Source organism: Streptomyces sp. V3I7, assembly GCF_030817495.1.
In the GTDB taxonomy this organism is placed as follows: domain Bacteria; phylum Actinomycetota; class Actinomycetes; order Streptomycetales; family Streptomycetaceae; genus Streptomyces.
This window is the reverse complement of record NZ_JAUSZK010000001.1, coordinates 5,025,736-5,048,600: the sequence shown is the minus strand read 5'-3', so window position 1 is coordinate 5,048,600 and position 22,865 is coordinate 5,025,736. Positions and strand designations below refer to the sequence as shown.

The 22,865-nt window shown below is 72.0% G+C and carries 21 protein-coding genes and 2 pseudogenes; 11 read left to right on the top strand and 12 right to left on the bottom strand.

The window, feature by feature from the left end; genetic code table 11:
• Nucleotides 1-101 precede the first annotated feature (101 nt).
• The 6 genes from QFZ74_RS23600 (at nt 102) to QFZ74_RS23580 (ending at nt 5,002) form a co-directional block, all read left to right on the top strand.
• Complete coding sequence (locus tag QFZ74_RS23600) at nt 102-749, top strand: amino acid ABC transporter permease (protein ID WP_307622804.1); 648 nt, start codon at nt 102-104, stop codon at nt 747-749.
• Nucleotides 746-1,690 carry an amino acid ABC transporter permease gene (locus QFZ74_RS23595; protein WP_307622803.1) on the top strand — a complete coding sequence of 315 codons (945 nt, stop codon included), beginning with the start codon at nt 746-748 and terminating at the stop codon, nt 1,688-1,690. The genes QFZ74_RS23600 and QFZ74_RS23595 overlap by 4 nt, the downstream gene beginning before the upstream one ends.
• Nucleotides 1,691-1,993: 303 nt before the next feature.
• The gene (locus tag QFZ74_RS23590) at nt 1,994-3,625 is read left to right on the top strand and encodes an FAD-dependent monooxygenase (RefSeq protein WP_307622802.1); all 1,632 of its coding nucleotides are present in this window, start codon (nt 1,994-1,996) and stop codon (nt 3,623-3,625) included.
• Nucleotides 3,622-3,822, top strand: a complete 201-nt coding sequence (locus QFZ74_RS30470) for a putative leader peptide (protein WP_373462430.1) — start codon at nt 3,622-3,624, stop codon at nt 3,820-3,822. The genes QFZ74_RS23590 and QFZ74_RS30470 overlap by 4 nt, the downstream gene beginning before the upstream one ends.
• Nucleotides 3,823-3,986: 164 nt before the next feature.
• Nucleotides 3,987-4,550, top strand: coding sequence for a cysteine dioxygenase (locus tag QFZ74_RS23585; protein WP_373462493.1), 564 nt, complete (start codon nt 3,987-3,989; stop codon nt 4,548-4,550).
• Between the two features lie 89 nt (nt 4,551-4,639).
• Nucleotides 4,640-5,002: a rhodanese-like domain-containing protein gene (locus tag QFZ74_RS23580; protein ID WP_307624259.1), complete on the top strand. Its 363-nt coding sequence runs from the start codon at nt 4,640-4,642 to the stop codon at nt 5,000-5,002.
• 24 nt (nt 5,003-5,026) lie between these two features.
• Here the strand turns inward: QFZ74_RS23580 and recX are convergent, their stop codons facing one another.
• Together recX and recA are read right to left on the bottom strand one after the other, a co-directional pair.
• Complete coding sequence (gene recX / locus QFZ74_RS23575; protein WP_307622801.1) at nt 5,027-5,773, bottom strand: recombination regulator RecX; 747 nt, start codon at nt 5,771-5,773, stop codon at nt 5,027-5,029.
• A gap of 3 nt (nt 5,774-5,776) precedes the next feature.
• Nucleotides 5,777-6,904, bottom strand: a complete 1,128-nt coding sequence (gene recA / locus QFZ74_RS23570) for a recombinase RecA (RefSeq protein WP_307622800.1) — start codon at nt 6,902-6,904, stop codon at nt 5,777-5,779.
• A 278-nt stretch (nt 6,905-7,182) separates the two neighbouring features.
• Here recA and QFZ74_RS23565 point away from each other — a divergent pair, with 278 nt between their 5' ends.
• Together QFZ74_RS23565 and QFZ74_RS23560 are read left to right on the top strand one after the other, a co-directional pair.
• Nucleotides 7,183-7,932 carry a hypothetical protein gene (locus tag QFZ74_RS23565; protein ID WP_307622799.1) on the top strand — a complete coding sequence of 250 codons (750 nt, stop codon included), beginning with the start codon at nt 7,183-7,185 and terminating at the stop codon, nt 7,930-7,932.
• Between the two features lie 60 nt (nt 7,933-7,992).
• Entirely contained in the window at nt 7,993-8,439 is a 447-nt protein-coding gene (locus QFZ74_RS23560) for a GNAT family N-acetyltransferase (RefSeq protein ID WP_307622798.1), read from the top strand.
• 3 nt (nt 8,440-8,442) lie between these two features.
• Here the strand turns inward: QFZ74_RS23560 and QFZ74_RS23555 are convergent, their stop codons facing one another.
• Entirely contained in the window at nt 8,443-9,735 is a 1,293-nt protein-coding gene (locus tag QFZ74_RS23555; protein WP_307622797.1) for an AI-2E family transporter, read from the bottom strand.
• Between the two features lie 92 nt (nt 9,736-9,827).
• Nucleotides 9,828-10,022: a DUF3046 domain-containing protein gene (locus tag QFZ74_RS23550; protein ID WP_307622796.1), complete on the bottom strand. Its 195-nt coding sequence runs from the start codon at nt 10,020-10,022 to the stop codon at nt 9,828-9,830.
• An 81-nt stretch (nt 10,023-10,103) separates the two neighbouring features.
• Between QFZ74_RS23550 and QFZ74_RS23545 the strand changes: the two genes are divergently transcribed.
• Nucleotides 10,104-11,048, top strand: coding sequence for a hypothetical protein (locus QFZ74_RS23545; protein WP_307622795.1), 945 nt, complete (start codon nt 10,104-10,106; stop codon nt 11,046-11,048).
• 8 nt (nt 11,049-11,056) lie between these two features.
• On the opposite strand, the pseudogene QFZ74_RS23540 reads toward QFZ74_RS23545, so the two are convergent.
• Nucleotides 11,057-11,315: pseudogene (locus tag QFZ74_RS23540) on the bottom strand (AzlD domain-containing protein).
• An 85-nt stretch (nt 11,316-11,400) separates the two neighbouring features.
• Nucleotides 11,401-11,550, bottom strand: a pseudogene (locus QFZ74_RS23535) (AraC family ligand binding domain-containing protein); the annotation flags it as partial.
• Nucleotides 11,551-11,677: 127 nt separating this feature from the next.
• Between QFZ74_RS23535 and QFZ74_RS23530 the strand changes: the two are divergent.
• Together QFZ74_RS23530 and QFZ74_RS23525 are read left to right on the top strand one after the other, a co-directional pair.
• Nucleotides 11,678-16,570 carry an ATP-dependent helicase gene (locus QFZ74_RS23530; protein ID WP_307622794.1) on the top strand — a complete coding sequence of 1,631 codons (4,893 nt, stop codon included), beginning with the start codon at nt 11,678-11,680 and terminating at the stop codon, nt 16,568-16,570.
• A 378-nt stretch (nt 16,571-16,948) separates the two neighbouring features.
• Complete coding sequence (locus tag QFZ74_RS23525; protein WP_307622793.1) at nt 16,949-17,791, top strand: DNA-formamidopyrimidine glycosylase family protein; 843 nt, start codon at nt 16,949-16,951, stop codon at nt 17,789-17,791.
• 48 nt (nt 17,792-17,839) lie between these two features.
• Here the strand turns inward: QFZ74_RS23525 and QFZ74_RS23520 are convergent, their stop codons facing one another.
• The 6 genes from QFZ74_RS23520 to QFZ74_RS23495 form a co-directional block, all read right to left on the bottom strand.
• Nucleotides 17,840-18,109 (bottom strand): hypothetical protein, encoded by a 270-nt coding sequence (locus QFZ74_RS23520; RefSeq protein WP_307622792.1) that lies wholly within the window; start codon nt 18,107-18,109, stop codon nt 17,840-17,842.
• A 322-nt stretch (nt 18,110-18,431) separates the two neighbouring features.
• On the bottom strand, nt 18,432-18,806 hold the full coding sequence (locus QFZ74_RS23515; protein WP_307622791.1) for a helix-turn-helix domain-containing protein: 375 nt from the start codon (nt 18,804-18,806) through the stop codon (nt 18,432-18,434).
• 109 nt (nt 18,807-18,915) lie between these two features.
• Entirely contained in the window at nt 18,916-19,461 is a 546-nt protein-coding gene (locus QFZ74_RS23510; protein WP_307622790.1) for a CinA family protein, read from the bottom strand.
• A complete protein-coding gene (gene pgsA / locus QFZ74_RS23505; RefSeq protein WP_307622789.1) occupies nt 19,458-20,207 on the bottom strand; it encodes a CDP-diacylglycerol--glycerol-3-phosphate 3-phosphatidyltransferase in 750 nt (249 codons plus the stop codon). The genes QFZ74_RS23510 and pgsA overlap by 4 nt, the downstream gene beginning before the upstream one ends.
• Nucleotides 20,204-21,688 (bottom strand): 30S ribosomal protein S12 methylthiotransferase RimO, encoded by a 1,485-nt coding sequence (gene rimO, locus QFZ74_RS23500; protein WP_307622788.1) that lies wholly within the window; start codon nt 21,686-21,688, stop codon nt 20,204-20,206. Before rimO ends, pgsA begins: the two co-directional genes overlap by 4 nt.
• A 109-nt stretch (nt 21,689-21,797) precedes the next feature.
• On the bottom strand, nt 21,798-22,637 hold the full coding sequence (locus QFZ74_RS23495) for a helix-turn-helix domain-containing protein (protein WP_307622787.1): 840 nt from the start codon (nt 22,635-22,637) through the stop codon (nt 21,798-21,800).
• Nucleotides 22,638-22,865: the final 228 nt, after the last annotated feature.

Genomic DNA, 22,865 nt, shown 5'->3' with positions numbered 1-22,865 from the left:
CGGTCTCCGGGCCCGCGACGGCCGTCGGCCCGTGTCGTCGACGGCGTCCGGTACCCCGGACGCGGCCTTCCCTGCCCGTACACCGCCACGAGGACCTCCCCGTGAACGTATTGCTCGACCATCTCGCGGAATTCCGCGAGGGGTTCATAGGCACCGTACTGCTGACCCTGGCCAGCGGACTCCTCGCGATGGTGCTGGGCGTCATCATCGCCGGTTTCCGTGTCTCCCCCGTGCCTCCGCTGCGGATGTTCGGCACCGCGTGGGTCACCCTCTTCCGGAACACGCCCCTGACACTGCTCTTCCTCATCGCGTGGTTCGTCGTCCCGGTCATCTTCGTGCCCGGCATGAGCCCGTGGACGAAGGCGCTGCTGGCCCTGAGCCTCTACACCTCGGCCTTCGTCTGCGAGGCGGTGCGCTCGGGCATCAGCACGGTGCCCCTCGGTCAGGCGGAGGCCGCCCGCTCCCTCGGCATGACCTTCTCGCAGACGCTGCGCATGATCGTTCTGCCGCAGGCGACGCGCACGGTGATCGCGCCGCTGAGCTCGATCTTCATCGCGCTCACCAAGAACTCCGCGATCGCGGGCGCGTTCAGCGTCGCCGAGCTGTTCGGCGTCCAGAAGCTGCTCAGCGACCAGGGATTCGCCATCACCTGGATCTTCCTGTGGGTGGCTCTGGGCTACCTCGTCATCACCTTCTCGATCAGCGGCCTCTTCCGGCTGCTGGAGCGCCGCCTGGGGGTCGCCCGATGACTGCGAGCGTTCTCTACGACGCGCCCGGCCCCAAGGCCCGCGTCCGCAACCGCCTCTACACGGTGCTCGGCTCGCTGGCGCTCCTCGCCCTGCTCGGCTTCGTCGTGTACCGGCTCGACGTCAAGGGCCAGCTGGACCCGAACGTCTGGAACATCTTCAACAACGCCGGTGTGCGGAGCAACATCCGTGACGGCGTGCTGACCACGCTGAAGGTGTTCGCCGTCGCCGGCGTGCTGTCCCTGGTGCTCGGGCTGCTGCTGGCCGTGGCACGGCTGTCCGAGCACCGGCCGGTCCGCTGGTTCGCGACCGGCTTCATCGAGCTGTTCCGCGCCGTCCCGCTGCTCATCACCATCTACGCGCTGTGGGTGCTGTTCCTCAGCTACAAGAACGACCTCGGCGTGGTCGGGGACAACGCCGCGTTCTGGGGTCTGGTCATCGGCCTGACCATCTACAACGGCAGCGTCCAGGCCGAGGTGTTCCGCGCGGGCATCAACGCCGTGCCCCGGGGCCAGGCCGAGGCCGCGTACGCGCTGGGCCTGCGCAAGTACCAGGTGATGACCACGCTGCTGCTGCCGCAGGCGATCCGCGCCATGCTGCCGACGATGATCAGCCAGCTGGTGGTGACCCTGAAGGACACCTCGCTCGGCTACATCATCACGTACACGGAGCTTCTGTACGCCACCCGGACGATGGCCAACAACATCATCGTCAACGGGGAGAACCCGTTCACCGCGGTGACCATCGTCGCCGGCGTGATCTACATCGCGATGTGCCTCGCGCTCTCCTCGCTCGCGACCTGGATCGAACGGCGCGGACGCCGCACGAAGACCGGCCTCGCCGTGGCGGCGGCGGTCGACCCGGCCGAACAGCCGCTGGTTCTCGAGGTGGCCGGCGGACCCGTGGGCCCGGCCGACGACGACAAGGACCGCATGGGGAAGTAGCGCCGCGGCGCCCGGCGCCCGGCGCCCGCCCGGACAACCGAACACGGTGACACGGTGTCCTGTCCGTCCCCCTGGGGAAGGGCAGGGCACCGCGTCATTGTGGCGCCCCTCTGAAGGGGCGGGCACGGTGAGATGAAGGGGCACGGTCAGAAACCTGACCGCCACTCAGCCGTGCGGCGAAGGCTGTCACTTGACGCAAGCACGCGCTCTGGGTTGCATACGTTCTGTGATCGTGCGCCCCGCTCCGACTTCCTGTTCACCTCCGACCTTCACCGCACCGCTGCGGGCAGGGGGCCGCACGCCGTGGATCCGGTGATCATCGTCGGAGCGGGGCCCGTCGGGCTCACGCTCGCCCTGGCGCTGGCGCGCCAGGAGGTACCGTCCGTCGTTCTCGACGAGGGGTCCGGCAAGGAGGAACCGCGGGCCGCGCGCACGGTCGTGCTGCGGGAGGACACCGCCGCGCTGCTGGAGCGGCTGACCGGAGCGGCGCTCGGCGATGCGGGTGTGCGCTGGGCCGGATGGCGGTCGATGCGGCGCAGGCAGGTGATGCGCGAGATCACCTTCGACGCCGCCGAACCCGCCCCGCTGCACCTGGCACAGCACGCGCTGACGGCCGCGCTGCGCACCGCCGCCGCGGCCGACCCGCTGATCGACATCGCCCCCGACAGCCGCCTGGACGCGATCGAACAGGAGCGCTCGGGTGTCAACGCGCGTACGCGCGGCCCCAACGGCACGTGGTGGCGCGGCAGTTACCTGGTCGGCTGCGACGGCCCCCGCTCGACGGTGCGCAAACTCCAGGACATCCGCTTCCCCGGCCGTACGGCGGTGGAGCGGCACGCGGTCGCCGCGCTGCGCGCGGAACTTCCGTGGCCCGGTCACGCGTTGCTCCATCGGACGCCGCCGTGGCGGACGTCCGGGCCCTCGGCCGGGGAGGTGACCGCCCGCCCCCTCCCGGACGGTGCGTGGCGCCTGGACTGGCTGCTGCCGCCGGGCAAGGACCTCGTCACGCCCGAACACCTGGTGGCCCGTGTCCGCGAGACCCTCGCGGGCTGGACAGGCGGTTCCACCCCGCCGTACGAACTCCTCGACACCGGCGTCCACACCGTGCACCACCGGCTCGCCCGCCGGTGGCGCGTCGGGCGGGTCTTCCTCGCCGGGGACGCCGCCCATCTGCTGGGCGCGCTGGGAACGCAGGGTCTCGACGAGGGGCTGCGGGACGCCGACAACCTCGCCTGGAAGCTGGCCTCGGCCTGGCACCACGGCCCGCACGAGGCGCTGCTCGACAGCTACCAGGCGGAGCGGCGCGCGGTGGTCGCCGCCCGGCTGCGCGCCGCCGACCAGTCCCTGCCGGTGGTACGCGGCGGAGGCGGGCTGCGTGCGTACGTCCCCGGCGCCGCCCGGAACCACGACGCTCTCCTCACGGAAGGTCACCTGGGGCGCGGAGCGCTCGGGACGCCGGGGGCCTACACCGGCTCACCGCTCGCACCCGTGCCGCTGGAGGCCGAGATCCCGGTCGGCACCCCGCCCGGCGCGCAGGTCGCCGACGTACGGGTCACCGCGGAGGACGGCACGTTCGTACGGCTGCGCAGCCGGCTCGGTCGCGGGGCGCTGCTGGTCGTCCTCGTCGCCCCGGGCACCGGGGTGTGGGACCGCAAGCACTGGATGACCGCCGGGGTCATGCCCCGGCTGGCGGCCGCGGTGACCGCTCTGCCGTGCCCGGCCGAACTGCTCGTCACCGAGAGCTACCCGGGTGCGCCCGCGCACACCGTGCTGCTCGTACGCCCCGACGGCCATCTGGTCACCGCGCTGAGCGGCGTGCGCCCGGCCGATCTCTACGCGGCGGCGGAGGCGACGCTGGGCGGGGCGGCGGAGACGGACTCCGGTGTCGAGGCGGGGGCTCAGGCCGAGGCGGGGGCCGGGTCGCGCGCGCGGTGAGCGGGGGCCCCGCCCCGCTGGACCCGCCGCCGAACGCGGCACTCCCGCCCCTCCGTCCATATGGTGACGGTGAGTTGACCGGCCCACACCGGCATGGTGTACTCCGCTTCGTGACCGACACCTGCGTGCACTTGTGGCGGAGGGTCCATATGGACCTCGTCCGCTATGCGGGCTGCGTGTGTCGCCCGTCCTCCTGAACTCGCCTCTTTCAGGCTTGCCGCGCGATGCCCGGGCGCCGTCCGTGCGCCGGCGCCCTCGCGCGGCCCCTCCGCGAACGCACTTCAGGACGGTGTACGTGTCTGCCTCCCCCTCTCTGCCTACCCTTCCGTCTGACGGTCCGTCAGCCACCCCGGCTCGCGCCCTGCCCGGCGACCCGGCCGCCGGCTCCTCGGTCGCGCCGGTCGGCGCCCCCGTCACACCGGCGCCCATTTCCCCGCCCACTCAGGCGGACCTGCTCGACTTCGTGCGGCGCGTCGCCGCCGACGCCGGGCTGATCGCCTCGCTCCCGCTGGATCCGATGGGACGCACCTGGGTGCGGCTCGCAGGCCCCGGTGGCAGCGAGGCATGGCTGATCGGCTGGCCGCCCGGTTCCGGCACCGGCTGGCACGACCACGCCGAATCGGTCGGCGCCTTCCTCACCGCGTCCGGCGAGCTCCTGGAGAACTCGCTCGCCGCCCGGCTGCCCACCGACGGCTGGAAGACCCTGGAACTCACCGACGGCGTGGACCGCGAGCGGCGGCTCGCGGTCGGACAGGGCCGGGCCTTCGGACGGCACCACGTCCACGAGGTGCTCAACGAGTCGACCGACCAGCACGCGATCTCCGTGCACGCCTACTATCCGCCCCTGCCGCAGATCCGCCGCTACAGCCGCACGGGCCAGGTCCTGCGCCTGGAACAGGTCGAGCGCCCGCAGGACTGGCAGTGAGCGGGGCGCTCCCGGGCGGGGCGGCCGACGGCGGCCCCTTCGAGGGCGACTCGGCCGGCGGCAGCGAACTTCCGCTCGGAGTCGATGAGTTGCTGAAGCGGGTGCGCGACGGCTACCGCCGCATCAGACCACGCGAGGCGTACGACGCGGCCCGCACCGGGGGCGCGCTTCTGGTCGACATCCGGTACGCCGCCCTGCGCGAACGGGACGGCATGATTCCGGGCGCGCTCGTCATAGAGCGCAACGAGCTGGAGTGGCGGCTGGATCCCCAGGGCACCCACCGCGCCCCCGAAGCCACCGGCCACGATCTGCGCATAGTGGTCATCTGCAACGAGGGCTACGCGTCCAGCCTCGCGGTCGCCTCCCTGCACCGGCTGGGCCTGCGCCGGGCCACCGATCTGATCGGCGGGTTCCAGGCGTGGCGGGCGGCGGGGTTCCCGGTCGAGGCCTGAGGCCTGAGCCCGCGGGAAGCCCCTTCAGTACTCCTCGCCGTCGAGGAACTCCGTGTCCTCGCCCTCCGCCTCCAGCGCCTGTCGGACGACCCGCAGGGCCATACCCTCGGGGTACCCCTTGCGGGCGAGCATGCCCGCGAGGCGCCGTATCCGCTTGTCGCGGTCGAGGCCGCGAGTGGAACGCAGCTTGCGGGCGACGAGTTCGCGGGCCGTCGCCTCCTCCTGCTCGGAGTCGAGCTGGGCGACGGCCTCGTCGATCAGGGACGAGTCGACGCCCTTGGTCCGCAGTTCTCGGGCGAGCGCACGCCGGGCCAGGCCCCGGCCGTGGTGCCGCGACTCCACCCAGGCGTCGGCGAACGCGCTGTCGTTGATCAGGCCGACCTCCTCGAACCGCGACAGCACCTCCTCGGCCACGTCGTCCGGGATCTCGCGCCCCCGCAGCACGTCCGCGAGCTGCTTGCGCGTGCGCGGGGTCCCGGTGAGCAGGCGCAGGCAGATCGCGCGTGCCCGCTCAGCCGGGTCCCCGGGGGGTTCCTCCTTCTCGGCCCTCGACGAGCTGAAGGAACCTCCGCCTACATCGGACGCCGCACCGGCTCCACGCCGACGACGCCCCCGCGAGCCACCCCCGTACGGCTGATCCTCGTACGGCAGATCCCCCGTGCCGTCGCTCGTGCCGTCGTCCGTCCGGTCAGGGTCGGCGCCGCCTCTTCCCTGCCACTCCGGCAGGGCGTCGAGGTACGCGTACTCGGCCCAGTCGGTTCGCCGTGTCACGGGTCAGCTCTTGGCTGCGCCGGCGGCCTTGGACTTGCCGGCCTTGGCGGCTGCCGGAGCGGGCGCCGTCTTCGCGGCCGCGTCCGCCGTGGTGACCGCCGCGTCGGCGGCCGGCTCGGCGGTGGCCTTCTCCGGCCGCACACCGACGCCCAGCTTCTCCTTGATCTTCTTCTCGATCTCGTTCGCGAGGTCGGGGTTGTCCTTGAGGAAGTTGCGCGCGTTCTCCTTGCCCTGGCCGAGCTGGTCACCCTCGTACGTGTACCAGGCGCCGGCCTTGCGGACGAAGCCGTGCTCCACGCCCATGTCGATCAGGCCGCCCTCGCGGCTGATGCCCTGGCCGTAGAGGATGTCGAACTCGGCCTGCTTGAAGGGCGGGGCGACCTTGTTCTTGACGACCTTGCAGCGGGTGCGGTTGCCGACCGCCTCGGTGCCGTCCTTCAGGGTCTCGATACGACGGATGTCGATACGCACCGAGGCGTAGAACTTCAGCGCCCGGCCACCGGTCGTGGTCTCCGGGGAGCCGAACATGACGCCGATCTTCTCGCGGAGCTGGTTGATGAAGATCGCGGTGGTCTTGGACTGGTTGAGCGCGCTGGTGATCTTTCGCAGGGCCTGGCTCATCAGACGGGCCTGAAGGCCGACGTGGCTGTCGCCCATCTCGCCCTCGATCTCCGCGCGCGGGACGAGCGCGGCCACGGAGTCGATGACGATCAGGTCGAGCGCACCGGAGCGGACCAGCATGTCCACGATCTCCAGCGCCTGCTCGCCGTTGTCCGGCTGGGACAGGATCAGGTTGTCGATGTCGACGCCGAGCTTCTTCGCGTACTCGGGGTCGAGCGCGTGCTCCGCGTCCACGAACGCGACCTGGCCGCCGGCCTTCTGCGCGTTGGCCACGGCGTGCAGGGTCAGGGTCGTCTTACCGGAGGACTCCGGTCCGTAGACCTCCACAACACGGCCGCGGGGCAGGCCACCGACGCCGAGGGCGACGTCGAGCGCTGTCGACCCGGTCGAGATGACCTCGATGGGCTCATTCGGCCGCTCGCCCATGCGCATGACCGCGCCCTTGCCGAACTGCCGTTCAATCTGTGCGAGCGCGGCGTCGAGCGCCTTCTCGCGGTCGGTTCCTGCCATGGGTTCCACCCGGTTTGCTTGAGTCGATCGCTTCACGTCAAAGACGCTAACGCCTGCCACTGACAATGCGCCCCGACGCCGGCCGGGCCTGTGGACAACCCGCGCACCAATCCGCTCAAACCATGTCGAAATACCCGTCGAGAGCTTCGCCTGAGCCTCCATAAGAATAGATGTTCGATTTTGGTGTCAAGCACTCCCCGCGTACTCCCGGCGTCGTACGGCGGGTGTCTTCGACCGGGCGACGACTTCCCCAGGCGACCCCGGAAGCCTTGAGCCCTATGACCACCCTGCGCCTGCGCCCCGCCGAACGCCTCTGCCACGCGACGGGCCTGCTCCTCGTCCTCTCCGGCCTCGCGCACCTGGTGGTGTTCGCGGTCGACGGCGGCCCCTGGGACGGCCCCGTCTCCTGGCGCAAGCCCGTCACCTTCGGGCTCTCCTTCGGGGTGACGCTGATCGCGGTCGCCTGGGTCACGTCGTACCTGCGGCTGGCGCCGCGGCTGCGCACGGTCCTGCTCGTCGTGTTCGCCGCCGACTGTGTGGTGGAGGTCGGCGGGATCACCCTTCAGGCATGGCGCGGGGTGCCCTCGCACCTCGACATGGAGACGCCCTTCGACACGGCGGTGTCGATGACGCTCGCGGTGGGCGGCGGCGTCCTCGTGGCCCTGCTCACCGTCTTCGCGGTCGCGGCCTTCCGGCACCAGCCGACGGGCCCCGTCGGCATGTCCGCGGCGGTACGGTCCGGATTCGCGATCCTGCTCGTGGCGCTGGCGTCGGGTGCCGCGATGATCGCGCGCGGGGTGGTGCTCACCCGGACCGGCCACCAGGAGGCGGCCTACTCCTCCACGGCCCCGATCAAGCCGCTGCACGGAGTGAGCCTGCACGCCGTCCTGGTCCTGCCCGCTCTGGCGTGGCTGCTCTCCCGCACCTCATGGAGCGAGCGAACTCGCCGGCGGACGATGACGACGGCCATCGGCTGCTACGCCGCCGCGGTCGCCGGTGCCGCAGTCTGGGCGATCGTCACCTACTGAGGCGCGACGAGTACCCGCATGCCATCTCGCACCGGTCCGCCCTCTGTCATGATCACCATCATGCCCCTACGCATAACGCACGCCGAGGTCGCGGACATCGTGCAGGCTCTCGCCGATCACCAGCGCTACTGGGGCGATCGCGACCTCCGCGCGCTCCACCTGCTGCCCCTGGTGCACGAGTTCGGCTCGACGTGCTTCGCAGCCCGGGCCGACGACGGTGTCCTCGGGTATCTGATCGGTTTCGTCACGCCCGACCGCACCGGGTACGTCCACCTGGTCGCCACCCGCGACGACGCCCGCGGCACCGGTCTGGGACGCCGGCTGTACGAGGCGTTCACCGAGGCCGCCCGGGCGCAGGGCGCGGTCCGGCTGAAGGCGATCACCGCGGTGGGCAACGAGGGTTCGGCGGCGTTCCACCGCAGCATGGGGTTCGACGTGTCGACCGTGCCGGACTACAACGGACCGGGGCAGCACCGCGTGGTGTTCACGCGCGGCCTGCCGACGTAGTACTTACGACGAACCGTCCGCCGTGGTCCCGACTCCGGCCTCCCCGGCACCCGATGCCTCCGCCTCCGGCTGCCGTACCCAGCGCCGCCACGCGCGCGTGAGCGAGCCGTCGACGGCTGGGCCGCGGCGCCGGTGCCCGTGGACACGGGGGTCGTCCGTGACGGCGTACCGCTTCACGTACGCGCCCAGGAACGCCTGCAGGGTGGCGACCGCGGGGATGGCGATCAGCGCGCCGACGGCGCCGAGCAGGGCCGTGCCCGCGATGACCGAGCCGAAGGCGACGGCGGGGTGGATGTCGACGGTCTTCGAGGTCAGCTTGGGCTGGAGCATGTAGTTCTCGAACTGCTGGTAGACCACGACGAAGACCAGCACCCAGAGCGCGTACCACGGGGCGACCGTGAAGGCGATCAGCATCGGCAGGGCACCCGCGAGATACGTGCCGATGGTGGGGATGAACTGCGAGACCAGGCCCACCCAGACACCGAGCACGGGCGCGTAGGGCACGCCCAGGGCCTGGAACAGGATGTAGTGCGCGATCCCGGAGATGAGCGCCATGAGGCCGCGCGAGTATATGTAGCCGCCCGTCTTGTCCACGGCGATCTCCCACGCGCGCAGCACCTCGGCCTGGCGGGCGGGCGGCAGGACGGAGCACAGGGCGCGGCGCAGCCGGGGCCCGTCGGCGGCGAAGTAGAACGAGAACAGGGCGATCGTCAGCAGCTGGAACAGCCCGCCGAGCACCTGGGCGGACACGTCGAGCACACCGGCGGCGCTGTTCTGCACGTACTTGCGCAGCCAGTCGGAGCGGAGGACCCCCTCCTGCACGTCGACGCGTCTCAGCTCGGTGTGGAAGGTGTGGTTGACCCAGCTGATGACCGAGTCGAGATAGCCGGGGAAGCCCTCGACCATCGTGATGATCTGGCCCGCGAGCATCGAACCGAGCAGGGTGACGAACCCGGCCGCGACGATCAGCAGACCGAGGAACACCAGGAGGGTGGCGAACCCCCGGCGCAGGCCGCGCGCCGCCATCCAGCTCACCGCGGGCTCTATGGCGAGCGCCAGGAAGAACGCGATGAGGATGTTGAGCAGCAGGCCGATCAGCTGATGGAAGGCCCAGCTGCCCAGCTGGAAGACGGCGACGAGGGCGAGCGCGAGCACCATGGCGCGCGGCAGCCAGCGCGGCATGCGGGCACCGGTGGCCCCGGCGGCAGCCTCGGTCGGCGGTCGGCCGGGCGCCGGCGTACCGATCGGAGGTGCGTGCTGAGGGGCCGTCTGGCCGGTGTCGTCAGTGGGTGCCACGGAGCCAGTCTCACCCATGCCACCGACAGCCCTCGGTCTCCTGTGAGCTTTGTCGGCCCGCGACATCCTGTGAGCTTTGTTACGGGAGCGGGTCAGCGCTTCTCTCGCGGCACGTCCATGACCGTGCAGACCACGCTCCATACGTCCTTGGCGTCCCAGCCGGCGTCCAGTGCCTGGTGCACCGTCCGACTGCCGAGCTCCGCCATCACGTGATCGCGCGCGAAGGTGTCGGCGTACCCCGGACCGAAGTGTTCCGCCATCCGCTGCCAGAAGACCGTCAACCGCATGAAACCAGTATCCCGCCCCTGCGGGTGGGGCCCACCCCGGGACCGCTTGCCACGCGCGCGTTCCGGCCTACGGTCTGACGCATGGCCGAATCCGGAGCTTCACCGCGCCCCTCCGCGCCCCCTGCGCGCTCCCCTCTCTTCCGCGCCGAGCACTTCGTGTGGCTCACCGCACGCGTGCTGGAGCAGCGACTGTTCTCCCACCACTTCCTGAACGGCGGCGCCGACCCTGTGGAGGCGGCGCTGGAGGCCTACCGCAACGAGGACGGCGGGTACGGCCACGCGCTGGAGCCCGATCTGCGCGGTCCGGTCAGCCAGCCGCTGCACACCGCGCACGCGCTGGGCGTCCTGGACGCCATCGGGCGGTGCGCCGGGCAGCGCGTGGAGCGGGTGTGCCGCTATCTGACGTCGGTGTCCACCGCGGACGGCGCGCTGCCGGCGATCCATCCCAGCCAGCGCGGCTATCCGGCTGCCCCGTTCATCCCGATCGTGGAGGACCCGCCGAGCGCGCTCCTCGCCACCGGTCCGGTGGTGGGCCGGCTGCACCGCAACGAGGTGTGGCACGCGTGGCTGTTCCGCGCCACCGACTTCTGCTGGCAGGCCGTGGAGGCCCTGGAGAAGTCGCACCCCTACGAGATCCAGGCCGCCGTGACCTTCCTGGACTCGGTGCCCGACCGCCCGCGCGCGGAGGCGGCGGCCGACCGCCTCGGCCGCCTGGTGCGTGAGCAGGGGCTCGCCGCACTGGATCCGGAGCGGCTCGACGACCAGCCCGTCGCACCCGGCTACGCCCCGGGTGAGCATCACTTCCCGTACGACTTCGCCAAGAGTCCGCGCTCCCTCGCGCGCGGGTGGTTCACCGACGACGAGATGAGCCGCTCCCTGGACTCCCTCGCCGCGGAGCAGCGGGAGGACGGCGGGTGGCCGGTGCGGTGGCGGCAGTGGGCGCCCGGCACGGCCCTGGAGGCCCGCCCCATGGTGACGATCAACGCCCTGCGGACCCTCAGGGCGTACGGCCGCTTCGTCGGGTGAGCCGGGCCTCAGCCGCCGATGGCCCGCACTCCCGCCGTCACGACCACGGCGGCCGCCGCGAGGCCCGCGGCCCGCGCGTTGAGCACCGGGGTCTGCGTCCGCGAACGTCTGCTGGGCGGTGAGGGCGGCGAGCAGCGCGACGGGCAGCAGGGCGGCGAGCCGCCTGACGAGCGGCCGCTCCAGGACGCCCGCCGGCACGAGCAGTCCGGCGAGCTTGACGGCGTAGCAGCCGAGGGCGGTCGCGCCGATCGCGATCCAGGTGTTCACCGTGCTTCCTCCGGTGCGTCATGGCGCCGCCCGATGCGGCGGCCCTCGGCGAAGAGCACCAGCGGCGCCGCGAGTGCGGCCACAAGATCTCGACGCCGTCGGCGATGGCCGCGATCACGAAGTGCTCGTGGGTGTGCCGGACGAAGGTCTTGCGGATGTAGCGGGCCCGCAGCAGGTCGACGCCCGGCGGTTCCGCGTACCGCCAGTGCCGCGCCCGCTCGGACGAACCCGCCATGTCGCCATTCTCCGCCACAGATCCCGCCGCTCTCCGCCTCGCCACCGCCCCGGCCCGCCCGTCCGGCCTGCTGCCCGCATTTCCCCAGGTCAGGCGGATTGTCAGTGCTCGGGTGCACGATGGACGCATGGTCAGCTCTGCACACCCGGCCCTGGAAGGCTTCTCCCCCGCGACCCGCAACTGGTTCACGGGGGCGTTCTCCGCGCCCACCGAAGCCCAGGCGGGCGCGTGGAAGGCCATCCGGGAGGGCTCGGACGTGCTGACGGTCGCGCCGACCGGCTCCGGCAAGACGCTGGCCGCGTTCCTCGCCGCCCTGGACCAGCTGGCCTCGACACCTCCCCCCGCCGACCCGAAGAAGCGCTGCCGCGTTCTGTACGTCTCGCCGCTCAAGGCTCTGGCGGTCGACGTCGAGCGCAACCTGCGCAGCCCGCTCACCGGCATCCGCCAGGAAGCCGTGCGCCTGGGCCTGCCCGAGCCGGAGATCAAGGTCGGCATCCGCTCCGGCGACACCCCGCCCGCCGAGCGCCGCGCGCTGGCCACGCGCCCGCCGGACATCCTGATCACCACCCCGGAGTCCCTGTTCCTGATGCTGACGTCGGCCACGCGCGACGCGCTGACCGGCATCGACACGGTGATCCTGGACGAGGTGCACGCGGTCGCGGGCACCAAGCGCGGCGCGCATCTGGCGCTCACCCTGGAGCGGCTCGACGAGCTGCTGCCCAAGCCGGCCCGCCGCATCGGGCTGTCGGCGACCGTCCGCCCGGTGGACGAGGTGGCCCGCTACCTCTCGCCCCGCCGCAAGGTGGAGATCGTCCAGCCGGAGTCCGGCAAGGAGTTCGACCTCTCCGTCGTCGTCCCGGTCGAGGACATGGGCGAGGTGGGCACCGCCCCGGCGGCCGACGGCGGCGAGGGGGCGGAGCGGCCGTCGATCTGGCCGCACGTCGAGGAGCGGATCACCGACCTGGTGCAAGCCCACCGGTCGACGATCGTGTTCGTCAACTCCCGCCGCCTCGCGGAGCGGCTGTGCAACCGGCTCAACGAGATCGCCTACGAGCGGGCGACCGGCGAACCCCTGGAGGAGGACCACTCCCCCGCCCAGCTGATGGGCGGTTCGGGCGCGGCCCAGGGCGCACCGCAGGTCATCGCCCGCGCGCACCACGGCTCGGTCTCCAAGGAACAGCGCGCCATCGTCGAGGAGGAGCTGAAGGCTGGCCGGCTGCCCGCCGTGGTGGCCACCTCCAGCCTGGAGCTGGGCATCGACATGGGCGCGGTGGACCTGGTCGTCCAGGTCGAGTCGCCGCCCTCGGTGGCCTCCGGCCTCCAGCGCGTCGGCCGCGCCGGGCACCAGGTGGGCGCGGTCTCCCGTGGCGTGGTCTTCCCGAAGTACCGCGGCGACCTCGTGCAGGCCGCCGTGGTCACCGAGCGGATGCGCTCGGGCGCCATCGAGTCCCTGAAGGTTCCGTCGAACCCGCTGGACGTACTCGCCCAGCAGCTGGTGGCCATGACCTCGATGGACACCTGGCAGGTCGACGACCTGCTGGCCATGGTCCGTCGCGCCGCGCCCTTCGCCTCCCTGCCGGAGTCGGCGTTCACGGCGGTCCTCGACATGCTCGCCGGCCGCTATCCGTCCGACGCGTTCGCCGAGCTGCGTCCGCGCGTGGTGTGGGACCGGGTCGCCGGGACGGTCACGGGCCGCCCCGGCGCGCAGCGCCTCGCCGTCACCTCCGGTGGCACGATCCCCGACCGCGGCCTCTTCGGCGTCTTCCTCGCGGGCTCCGACCCCAAGAAGGGCGGCGGACGGGTCGGCGAGCTGGACGAGGAGATGGTCTACGAGTCCCGCGTGGGCGACGTGTTCACGCTGGGCACGAGTTCCTGGCGGATCGAGGACATCACGCGCGACCGCGTGCTGGTCTCCCCGGCGCCGGGCGTGGCGGGCCGGCTGCCGTTCTGGAAGGGCGACCAGCTGGGCCGCCCCCTCGAACTCGGCCGCGCGGTGGGCTCGTTCCTGCGCGAGATCGGCTCGCTGTCCAAGGAGGACGCCCGGCTGCGTCTGATCACCGCAGGCCTCGACGCCTGGGCGGCGGACAACGTGCTGTCGTACCTGGACGAGCAGCGCGAGGCCTGCGGTCACGTCCCGGACGACCGCACCATCGTCGTCGAGCGCTTCCGCGACGAGCTCGGCGACTGGCGCGTCGTCGTGCACTCCCCCTTCGGCGCCCAGGTCCACGCGCCGTGGGCGCTCGCGCTCAGCACCCGGCTCTCCGAGCGCTACGGCATGGACGCGCAGGTCATGCACGCCGACGACGGCATCGTGCTGCGCCTGCCGGACGCCGACCTGATGAGCCTGGACCTGCTGGACCAAGAGCCCACGAAGGACGACGCCTTCCACCGGGGCACCGACCCCGAGCAGGCGCCCGTCGGCGCGGCGGACATCGCCTTCGACAAGGGCGACGTCGACCAGATCGTCACCGACCAGGTCGGCGGCTCGGCCCTGTTCGCCTCCCGCTTCCGCGAGTGCGCGGCCCGCGCGCTGCTGCTGCCTCGCCGCACCCCCGGCAAGCGCACGCCGCTGTGGCAGCAGCGCCAGCGCGCCTCCCAACTGCTCCAGGTCGCGAACGAGTTCGGCTCCTTCCCGATCATCCTGGAGGCGGTACGCGAGTGTCTCCAGGACGTCTTCGACGTCCCCGGCCTCGTCGAGCTGATGGGCGACATCGAGTCCCGCAAGGTCCGCCTGGTCGAGGTCACCACCCCCGAGCCGTCCCCCTTCGCCCGCTCCCTCCTCTTCGGCTACGTCGCCCAGTTCCTGTACGAGGGCGACTCCCCGCTCGCCGAGCGGCGCGCTGCGGCGCTCTCGCTGGACTCGCGGCTGTTGGCCGAGCTGTTGGGCCAGGCGGAGCTGCGCGAACTGCTCGACGCGGACGTGCTGACCGAGCTGGAGCGCGAGTTCCAGTGGCTCACCGAGGACCGCCGGGTCAAGGACCCCGAGGGCGTCGCCGACCTGCTGCGGCTGCTCGGCCCGCTCACGGACGCCGAGCTGGCCGAGCGGGGCGCCGAGCCGCAGTGGGCCGAGGAACTGGCCGCCGCCCGCCGCGCCATCAAGGTCCGCATCGCCGGGACCGACCACTGGGCGGCGATCGAGGACGCGGGCCGGCTGCGCGACGCCCTGGGCACGGCGCTTCCGGTCGGTGTCCCCGAGGCCTTCACGGAGCCGGTCAAGGACCCCCTCGGCGACCTCCTCGCCCGCTACGCGCGCACCCACGGCCCGTTCACGTCGGTCACGGCGGCGGCCCGCTTCGGGCTGGGCGTCGCGGTGACGGACGGCGCGCTGCAGCGGCTCGCCGCGAACGGCCGTGTCGTGCAAGGGGAGTTCCACCCGGCCGGCATCGGCCAGGAGTGGTGCGACGCGGCGGTGCTGCGCCGTCTGCGCCGCCGTTCCCTTGCCGCGCTGCGCCATGAGCTGGAGCCGGTCGCCCCCGAGGCGCTGGCCCAGTTCCTGCCCCAGTGGCAGCACATCGGCAAGGGCCACGGCCTGAAGGGCACCGACGGACTGGTGCGCGCCATCGAGCAGTTGCAGGGCGCCTCCGTGCCCGCGTCGGCCCTGGAGAAGCTGATCCTGCCGTCGCGCGTCGCGGACTACACCCCGGCGATGCTCGACGAACTCACCGCGGCCGGAGAGGTGGTGTGGTCCGGTGCGGGTGCGCTGCCCGGCAAGGACGGCTGGGTCTCGCTCTACATGGCGGACGCGGCCCCGCTGCTCCTGCCGCCGCCCCATCCCCTGGAGCTGACGGAGCTCCACCAGAGCATCCTGAGCGCGCTGTCGGGGGGCTACGGCCTGTTCTTCCGGCAGATCGCCGACCAGGTCCGTGCCACCCACCCCGCCGCCACCGACGCCAAACTGGCCGACGCCCTCTGGGACCTGGCCTGGTCGGGACGGCTCACCAACGACACGTTCGCCCCGATGCGCTCCCTGCTGGGCTCCGGCCGTACGGCGGGCTCCACCGCCCACCGTGCCAGGCGCTCGGTCCCGCGCGGTCGTTACGGCTCGCTGACGGGCGGAGCCCGCCCCACCGCCTCCCGCAACGGCCCGCCGTCCGTTGCGGGCCGCTGGTCCCTGCTCCCCGCGCACGAACCGGACGCCACGGTGCGCGCGCACGCCCTGGCCCGCACGCTGCTCGACCGGCACGGCGTGGTCACGCGCGGGGCGGTCGGCGCCGAGGGAGTCGAGGGCGGCTTCTCGTCGGTGTACCGGATCCTGTCCGCCTTCGAGGAGAGCGGCCAGGCCCGTCGGGGCTATGTCGTGGAGGGGCTCGGCGCGGCCCAGTTCGCGATGGACGGAGCGGTGGACCGGCTCCGGGCGGTGTCCAACGCCCGCGACCGAGGCGAGGCGCTACCCGCCCAGGGCACCGGAGCCGACGGCCCCGCCTCCTCCGCCTCCGGCTTCGGCCTCCCCGACTTCGACAGCGAGATCGACTGGCCGCCGTCCGACAACGGCACGGCGCCGGACGAGTACGTCTCCCCCAAGGACTTCACGGCCCCCGGTTACGGCGGTCCCCGCGGCGGAGGCGCCTCGTACGGCTCCGGCGCCCGTTCCGGATTCGGCGACCGTCGTACCCGTACGTCCGCCGCCGACTCCCGTGCGGTCGTCCTGGCCGCCGCCGACCCCGCGAACGCCTACGGTTCCGCGCTCCCGTGGCCCGAGCCGCCGACCGGGGCCGGGCACAAGCCGGGGCGCAAGGCGGGTTCGCTCGTCGTCCTGGTGGCCGGCGAGCTGGTGCTCTACATGGAACGGGGCGGCAAGACGCTGCTGGCCTGGCCCTCCGCCCCGGACATCGCGGCCACCGACGACCCCCGTCTCCGGGCGGCCGCGGAGGCCCTGGCCGCGGCCGCGCGCGCGGGCTCCGTCGGCACGATCACCGTCGAACGCATCAACGGCGCCTCGGCCCTGACCTCCCCCATAGGCACCCTCCTGGAAGGAGCCGGCTTCATCGCGACCCCACGCGGCCTACGCATCCGGTCATGACAGAGCGCCGCGCGCAACGGGCCCCGCTCCCGCCCACGGGCCCCTCACACCGACCGACCCACACCGCACCGTGCCCCCCGGGTCGGCACCCTGCTGGAAGAAGCGGGCTTCATCGCGACCCCACGCGGCCCGCGCATCCGGTCATGACAGGGCCGCCTCGCGGCAACGGGCCTGCTGCACCATGCGAAGGGCCACCTCACATCGACGGCCCCGTCCAGCAGACCCGCGTCGCCCTCAAGGCACCCTCCTGCAAGGAGCCCGCGGTATCGCGCCCCGCGACAGGGCCGCCTCGCCTCGCGGCAACGGCCTGCTGCACCACTCCCACGGGGCCACCTCACACCGACCGACCTGCTCAGCAGAGCGTGTCACCCTTGACCCATGCCCGAGGGTGACACGGTCTGGCTGACCGCGCGGCGGCTGCGCGACGCGCTGGCGTCCAAGGTGCTGACCCGCAGCGACCTGCGGGTGCCCCGCTTCGCCACGGCCGACCTCACCGGACGCGCGGTGCTGGACGTGGTCCCGCGCGGCAAGCACCTGCTCACCCGCATCGAGGGCGGCCTGACCCTGCATTCGCACCTGCGGATGGACGGCTCCTGGAAGGTGTACGCCCCCGAGCGGCGCTGGGGCGGCGGCCCCGCCCACCAGATCCGCGTGATCCTCGGCACCGAAGACCGGACGGCCGTCGGCTACCGCCTCCCGGTCCTCGAACTCCTCCGCACCGAAGAGGAGTCCCGCGTCGTGGGCCACCTCGGCCCCGACCTGCTGGGCCCGGGCTGGGACCCGGAGCAGGCTCTCGCCAACCTCCTCGCCGACCCGGCCCGCTCCCTCGGTGAGGCCCTGCTCGACCAGCGCAATCTCGCCGGCGTCGGCAACGTCTACAAGTGCGAGCTCTGCTTCCTCCTGGGCGCCACGCCCTGGCTCCCGATGGGCGCACTGCCCGCCGACCGGGCCGCGAAGCTGCCCGACCTGGCCCAGAAGCTTCTGGTGGTCAACCGCGACCGCCCGGTCCGCATCACGACCAACGACCGCGGCCAGAACCTCTTCGTCTACGGCCGCGAGGGCCAGCCGTGCCTGCGCTGCCGCACCCCGATCCGGGTGGCCGACCAGGGCGACGGCTCCCGCGAGCGCCCCACTTACTGGTGCCCGACCTGCCAGCGAGGCCCCGCCCCGGCACCGGGCTCCCTCGAGGCACGCCGCATCCACCCCCGTACGCCCCACTGACGACGCACTGCCAGGAACACGCAGACCCCTACCAGAAACACCCACCACTCACGCCGCCCCCGGCCCCGCGCCCGAACGCCCGCCCCGGGACGACACCCTTCCCGCCCGCCATGCCGCCACCCACCGTCCCGCCTCGACGGATCCCACGGCCCGCGTCTTCGGCACGACGTGCACCGGCAGAAGGCTCAGCCCCCAGCCCCCGGCCGCGATCGTCCCTTCGAGAAGTCCCGCATCCACCCCGAGGAGGATCCGCAGCACCGCCCACCACCACACCGCTCCCAGCCCCAGGGCGGCCCCCCAGCTCGCTATTCGTCCCATGGCCGCCACCTCCAGCCGGACGCTAGAACGCCATCCGCTGCCGATGCGAGGGCGCACCACGGGCACACGGACGCACCTGGTCATAGTTCGCGTCCTCCGTCAGTGCGGCCCGGTGATTGCCTCCACCCTGACCGCCCCACCCGGTACCGGCAAATGGAGGCATGGCGGAACAACCGCACGACAACGCAGGACCACGCACGACCACACAACGCACGACAACGCACGAAAGCCCCGGCCATGACTCCCCAGATCTCCTGGAGAACCCCGGCCGGGGCTTCACGTAGTGCGTCAGTGGTGCGTCAGCGAGCCATGCCCGTGGACGTCACGCGGCGACGACGTCCACCGCCTTGGCAGGCGCCTTGATGGTCACCCGTTCCGGTGGCACACCGGTCACCGAGACAGAACCCAGCATCGGACGAACCGGTGCCGGCACGGACTCGGTGGCCGCGGCGGACTGGGCCAGCTCGGCGAGGGCGAGTTCGTCGCTCACTTCCCGCATGAGCTCGGACATCCGTACGTCCAGCGCGTCGCAGATGGCGGCGAGCAGCTCGGAGGAAGCCTCCTTCTGCCCCCGCTCCACCTCGGAGAGATAGCCGAGTGAGACTCGGGCGGACGAGGAGACTTCGCGCAGAGTACGGCCCTGGCGTTGGCGCTGCCGACGCAGCACGTCACCCAGCAGGCGACGAAGCAGAATCATCGGTGGCTCCCTCCTCGGACCGTGTAGCCGCATCCTTCACGCCCCACCGTACCGCCTCGCGCTGCGGCCGTGCGGGGAGCGATGTCGTGTTCACTCAGGGCTGCAAACATCAAAACCCCCCGTTCTGTTCCGTATCCTGTGCCCGCTCATTTCCGCTCTGTTCGCCTGCGAGCTCCGTCAGCAGCAGTGCGAGTACGCTCCGTACACTCTCCATACGAATTTCCGGGCGGGAGCCGTTCAACCGCAGAGCCTCGACTTTTCCGCCACCGGCGGAACCGGAATTCGGCCCACTGGGACCGGCGACGGCGACGAAGACCGTGCCGACCGGCTGGCCGTCCTGCGGATCGGGGCCCGCCACACCGGTCGTCGCAAGGCCCCAGTCGGCGCCGAGCGCCTGCCGCGCTCCGGCCGCCATCTGTGCCGCGACCTGCGGGTCCACCGCGCCGCGTTGCGCCAGCAGGGTGGCGTCAACCCCCAGCAGCCGGTGCTTGAGTTCCGTGGCGTAGGCGGTGACCGATCCACGGAAGACCTTGGAGGCTCCCGGAACCGCCGTGACCTCCGCCGCGACCAGTCCCCCGGTGAGCGACTCGGCGACGGCAAGCGTCTCGCCCCTCACCGTGAGTAGTCGCACCACTTCAGTGGCCGCGGAATTCACGCTTCCGTCTCCTCCAGCGCCGCTTGCCGCTCGGCCATTCCCCGCCGACGCAGCACAATGGCTTGTCTCACATAGTCGAGGCCGGTCATGACGGTGAGCACGACGGCCGCCGCCATCACCCACCACCTCAGCGTCGCCAGCCACCCCGTCAGCGCCAGGACGTACATCCCCACGGCCACGCCCTGGGTGAGCGTCTTGAGCTTTCCGCCGCGGCTCGCGGGAATGACGCCGTAGCGGATGACCAGGAAACGGATCAGCGTGATGCCGATCTCCCGGCCGAGAATGACGGCCGTCACCCACCACGGCAGGTCACCGAGGTAGGAGAGACAGATCAGCGCCGCCCCCATGATCGCCTTGTCGGCGATGGGGTCGGCGATCTTTCCGAAGTCGGTGACGAGGTTGTACGTGCGCGCCAGGTGGCCGTCGAACAGGTCGGTGATCATGGCGACGGCGAAGGCCGCCCAGGCGAACGAGCGCCAGGCCGGGTCGTAGCCGCCGTCGGCCAGCATCAGCGCCACGAACCCGGGGACGAGCACCAGCCGGAGCATCGTCAGCAGATTGGCGACATTCCAGACGCTGGCCTGGTTGACGGCCGCGGCCGCCAGCTTTCCCCCACGCGGGGTCCTGGCCTCACCCTGAGGTCCGAGGACGGTCCCGTCGCCCGCGCCGGGCGAGGTGGCGGAGCCCGGGGTGCCCTGCGCGCCGGAGGAGGAGCCGCCTCCGGCGGATGCCGGGACTCCGGTCATCTGGCCGCCTCCTCACCATGCGCCGACGAGCCCAGCGGCTCGGCCACCAGGTCGACACCCTCGGTACCGACCACCTTCGCCTCGACCATACGACCGACGCTCAGGCCTTCGCCGCCCAGGAGCACCACTTGGCCGTCGGTCTCGGGCGCCTGGTGCGCACCGCGGCCGAACACGCCCTCCTCGGCGTCGTCGTCGTAGCCGAGCGACTCGACCAGGACGTGCACTGTCTCACCGACGCGCTCCTCGGCACGCTGCGAGACGAGCTCCTCGGACAGCCGGGAGATGTGCGCCAGCCGCTCGGCGACGACGTCCTCGTCGAGCTTGTCGTCGTACGTCGCCGCCTCCGTGCCCTCCTCGTCGGAGTAGCCGAAGACGCCGATGGCGTCCAGCCGGGCGTGGGTCAGGAAGCGCTCCAGCTCGGCCAGGTCGGCCTCGGTCTCGCCAGGGAAGCCGACGATGAAGTTGGAGCGCGCACCGGCCTGGGGGGCCTTGGTGCGGATGGTGTCGAGCAGCTCCAGGAAGCGGTCGGTGTCGCCGAAGCGGCGCATCTTGCGCAGCACGCCGGGGGCGGAGTGCTGGAAGGACAGGTCGAAGTACGGAGCGATCTTCGGGATGGACGTCAGGACGTCGATCAGCCCCGGGCGCATCTCGGCCGGCTGGAGGTAGCTGACGCGCACCCGCTCGATGCCGTCGACCTCGGCCAGCTCGGGCAGCAGCGACTCGAGCAGACGGATGTCGCCCAGGTCCTTGCCGTAGGAGGTGTTGTTCTCGGAGACGAGCATGACCTCCTTCACACCCTGCTCGGCCAGCCAGCGCGTCTCGTTCAGGACGTCGCTCGGGCGGCGGGAGATGAAGGAGCCGCGGAAGGACGGGATGGCACAGAAGGAGCAGCGCCGGTCGCAGCCGGAGGCGAGCTTCACGGAGGCCACCGGGGAGCCGTCCAGACGGCGGCGCAGGGGCGCGCGGGGGCCGGACTGCGGGGCGAGGCCCTCGGGGAGGTCCGTGGGGGCGCCGTGCCCGGGCAGGGCCACCTCGGTCGCCGACTCCTGGCGCGCGGCCGGGCTGAGCGGTAGCAGCTTGCGGCGGTCGCGCGGGGTGTGCGCGGCGTGGATGCCGCCGCTCAGGATGGTCTGCAGGCGGTCAGAGATGTCCGAGTAGTCGTCGAAACCGAGCACGCCGTCGGCCTCGGGGAGGGCCTCGGCGAGCTCCTTGCCGTACCGCTCGGCCATGCAGCCCACCGCCACGACGGCCTGGGTTCTGCCATGCCCCTTGAGGTCGTTGGCCTCCAGGAGGGCGTCGACGGAGTCCTTCTTGGCGGCGTCCACGAAGCCACAGGTGTTGACCACGGCGACATCGGCGTCCCCGGCGTCCTCGACGAGCTGCCAGCCGTCCGCCTCCAAACGGCCTGCGAGCTCCTCCGAGTCCACCTCGTTACGGGCGCAGCCGAGAGTGACTAGTGCGACGGTACGGCGTTCAGGCATGGGCTCAAGAGTACTTTGTCTCGCCGACCGCCCCTGTCGACGGGGTTGGCCCATGTCAACGGGGTTGGCCGAGCCCGGCCAACCCCGTGTTCACGCGCCCCTGCGGTGCTCAGCCGACCTCGGGGTCGCCCTTCGTGTACGTGAGCCGCTCCACGGCCCCCGGCTGGAAGTCGTTCTCGATCTTCTTGCCGTTGACGTAGAGCTGGATCGACCCGGCGTCGCCGAGGATGAGGTTGATCTTCGAGCTGTCCTGGAAGGTCTTGGAGTCGCCCTTCTTCAGGAGGCCGTCGAAGAGCATGCGGCCGTTGTGGTCCTTGGCGGAGATCCAGCTCTGCCCGCCCGGGGCGGTGACCTGGACCGTCACCTTGTCCTGGGGCGCGGCCGCGATGGCGCTGTCGGAGGGTTCGGGCTTCTCGTCGGCCGGCTTGGTGTCGCGCGGCGTCGGCGAGGCGGGCTTGCTGGTGCTGGGCGTGGCGCCCTCGGCGACCTGCGCCTTGCCGCCGCCGTCGTCGCCGCCCTTGACGGCCGTGAAGCCGACGAAGCCGATCACGACGACGATCGCGGCCACCATGGCCGCGGTCCAGTTGGGGCCGCGCCGCTCGGGACGGATGCGTTCCGCCTCGAACAGAGGAGCGGCCGGGGTCGGCGCGGGGCCGCCGCCGTGCTCGGCCGCGTACTGCTCCAGCAGCGGGGCGGGATCGAGGTCGACGGCCTTGGCCAGGGTGCGGATGTGTCCGCGGGCGTACACGTCGCCGCCGCACGGAGCGAAGTCGTCCGCCTCGATGGCGTGCACGATGGCCATACGGACACGGGTGGCGCTGCTGACGTCGTCGACGGTCAGCCCGGCCGCGATGCGCGCCTGCCTCAGGGCGCGGCCGACAGAGGTGTGGGCTTCCTCGGAAACGTCTTGCAAGGGACGCTCGTCTTCAGGGGAGTTGCCGATGGACACGGGGGCGCCTTTCGAGCGTGTAGCCACCTGTGCTGGAGGTTCAGTCTAGGGGGGGTGCGAAAGGGTGGGGCAACCGGGCGGTAGGACTTTGTACGCCATCGGAATGGCCGGTCATCCCGGTGACTGGACAAATACGCTTTCCCCGTGGGAGGCGCACCAATCCACTCCGTCAACTTGACGTACGGCGAAGGGAAACGGTTGCCCGCCGATCTTCTCACGAGTGGATCA

Coding starts and splice junctions, on each gene's coding strand:
- QFZ74_RS23530 (WP_307622794.1), top strand. CDS start 11,678: ATGGTCAGCTCTGCACACCCGGCCCTGGAAGGCTTCTCCCCCGCGACC.
- QFZ74_RS23560 (WP_307622798.1), top strand. CDS start 7,993: ATGCCCCTACGCATAACGCACGCCGAGGTCGCGGACATCGTGCAGGCT.
- QFZ74_RS23565 (WP_307622799.1), top strand. CDS start 7,183: ATGACCACCCTGCGCCTGCGCCCCGCCGAACGCCTCTGCCACGCGACG.
- QFZ74_RS23595 (WP_307622803.1), top strand. CDS start 746: ATGACTGCGAGCGTTCTCTACGACGCGCCCGGCCCCAAGGCCCGCGTC.
- QFZ74_RS23525 (WP_307622793.1), top strand. CDS start 16,949: ATGCCCGAGGGTGACACGGTCTGGCTGACCGCGCGGCGGCTGCGCGAC.
- QFZ74_RS23515 (WP_307622791.1), bottom strand. CDS start 18,806: ATGATTCTGCTTCGTCGCCTGCTGGGTGACGTGCTGCGTCGGCAGCGC.
- pgsA (WP_307622789.1), bottom strand. CDS start 20,207: ATGACCGGAGTCCCGGCATCCGCCGGAGGCGGCTCCTCCTCCGGCGCG.
- QFZ74_RS23520 (WP_307622792.1), bottom strand. CDS start 18,109: ATGGGACGAATAGCGAGCTGGGGGGCCGCCCTGGGGCTGGGAGCGGTG.
- rimO (WP_307622788.1), bottom strand. CDS start 21,688: ATGCCTGAACGCCGTACCGTCGCACTAGTCACTCTCGGCTGCGCCCGT.
- QFZ74_RS23550 (WP_307622796.1), bottom strand. CDS start 10,022: ATGCGGTTGACGGTCTTCTGGCAGCGGATGGCGGAACACTTCGGTCCG.
- recA (WP_307622800.1), bottom strand. CDS start 6,904: ATGGCAGGAACCGACCGCGAGAAGGCGCTCGACGCCGCGCTCGCACAG.
- QFZ74_RS23545 (WP_307622795.1), top strand. CDS start 10,104: ATGGCCGAATCCGGAGCTTCACCGCGCCCCTCCGCGCCCCCTGCGCGC.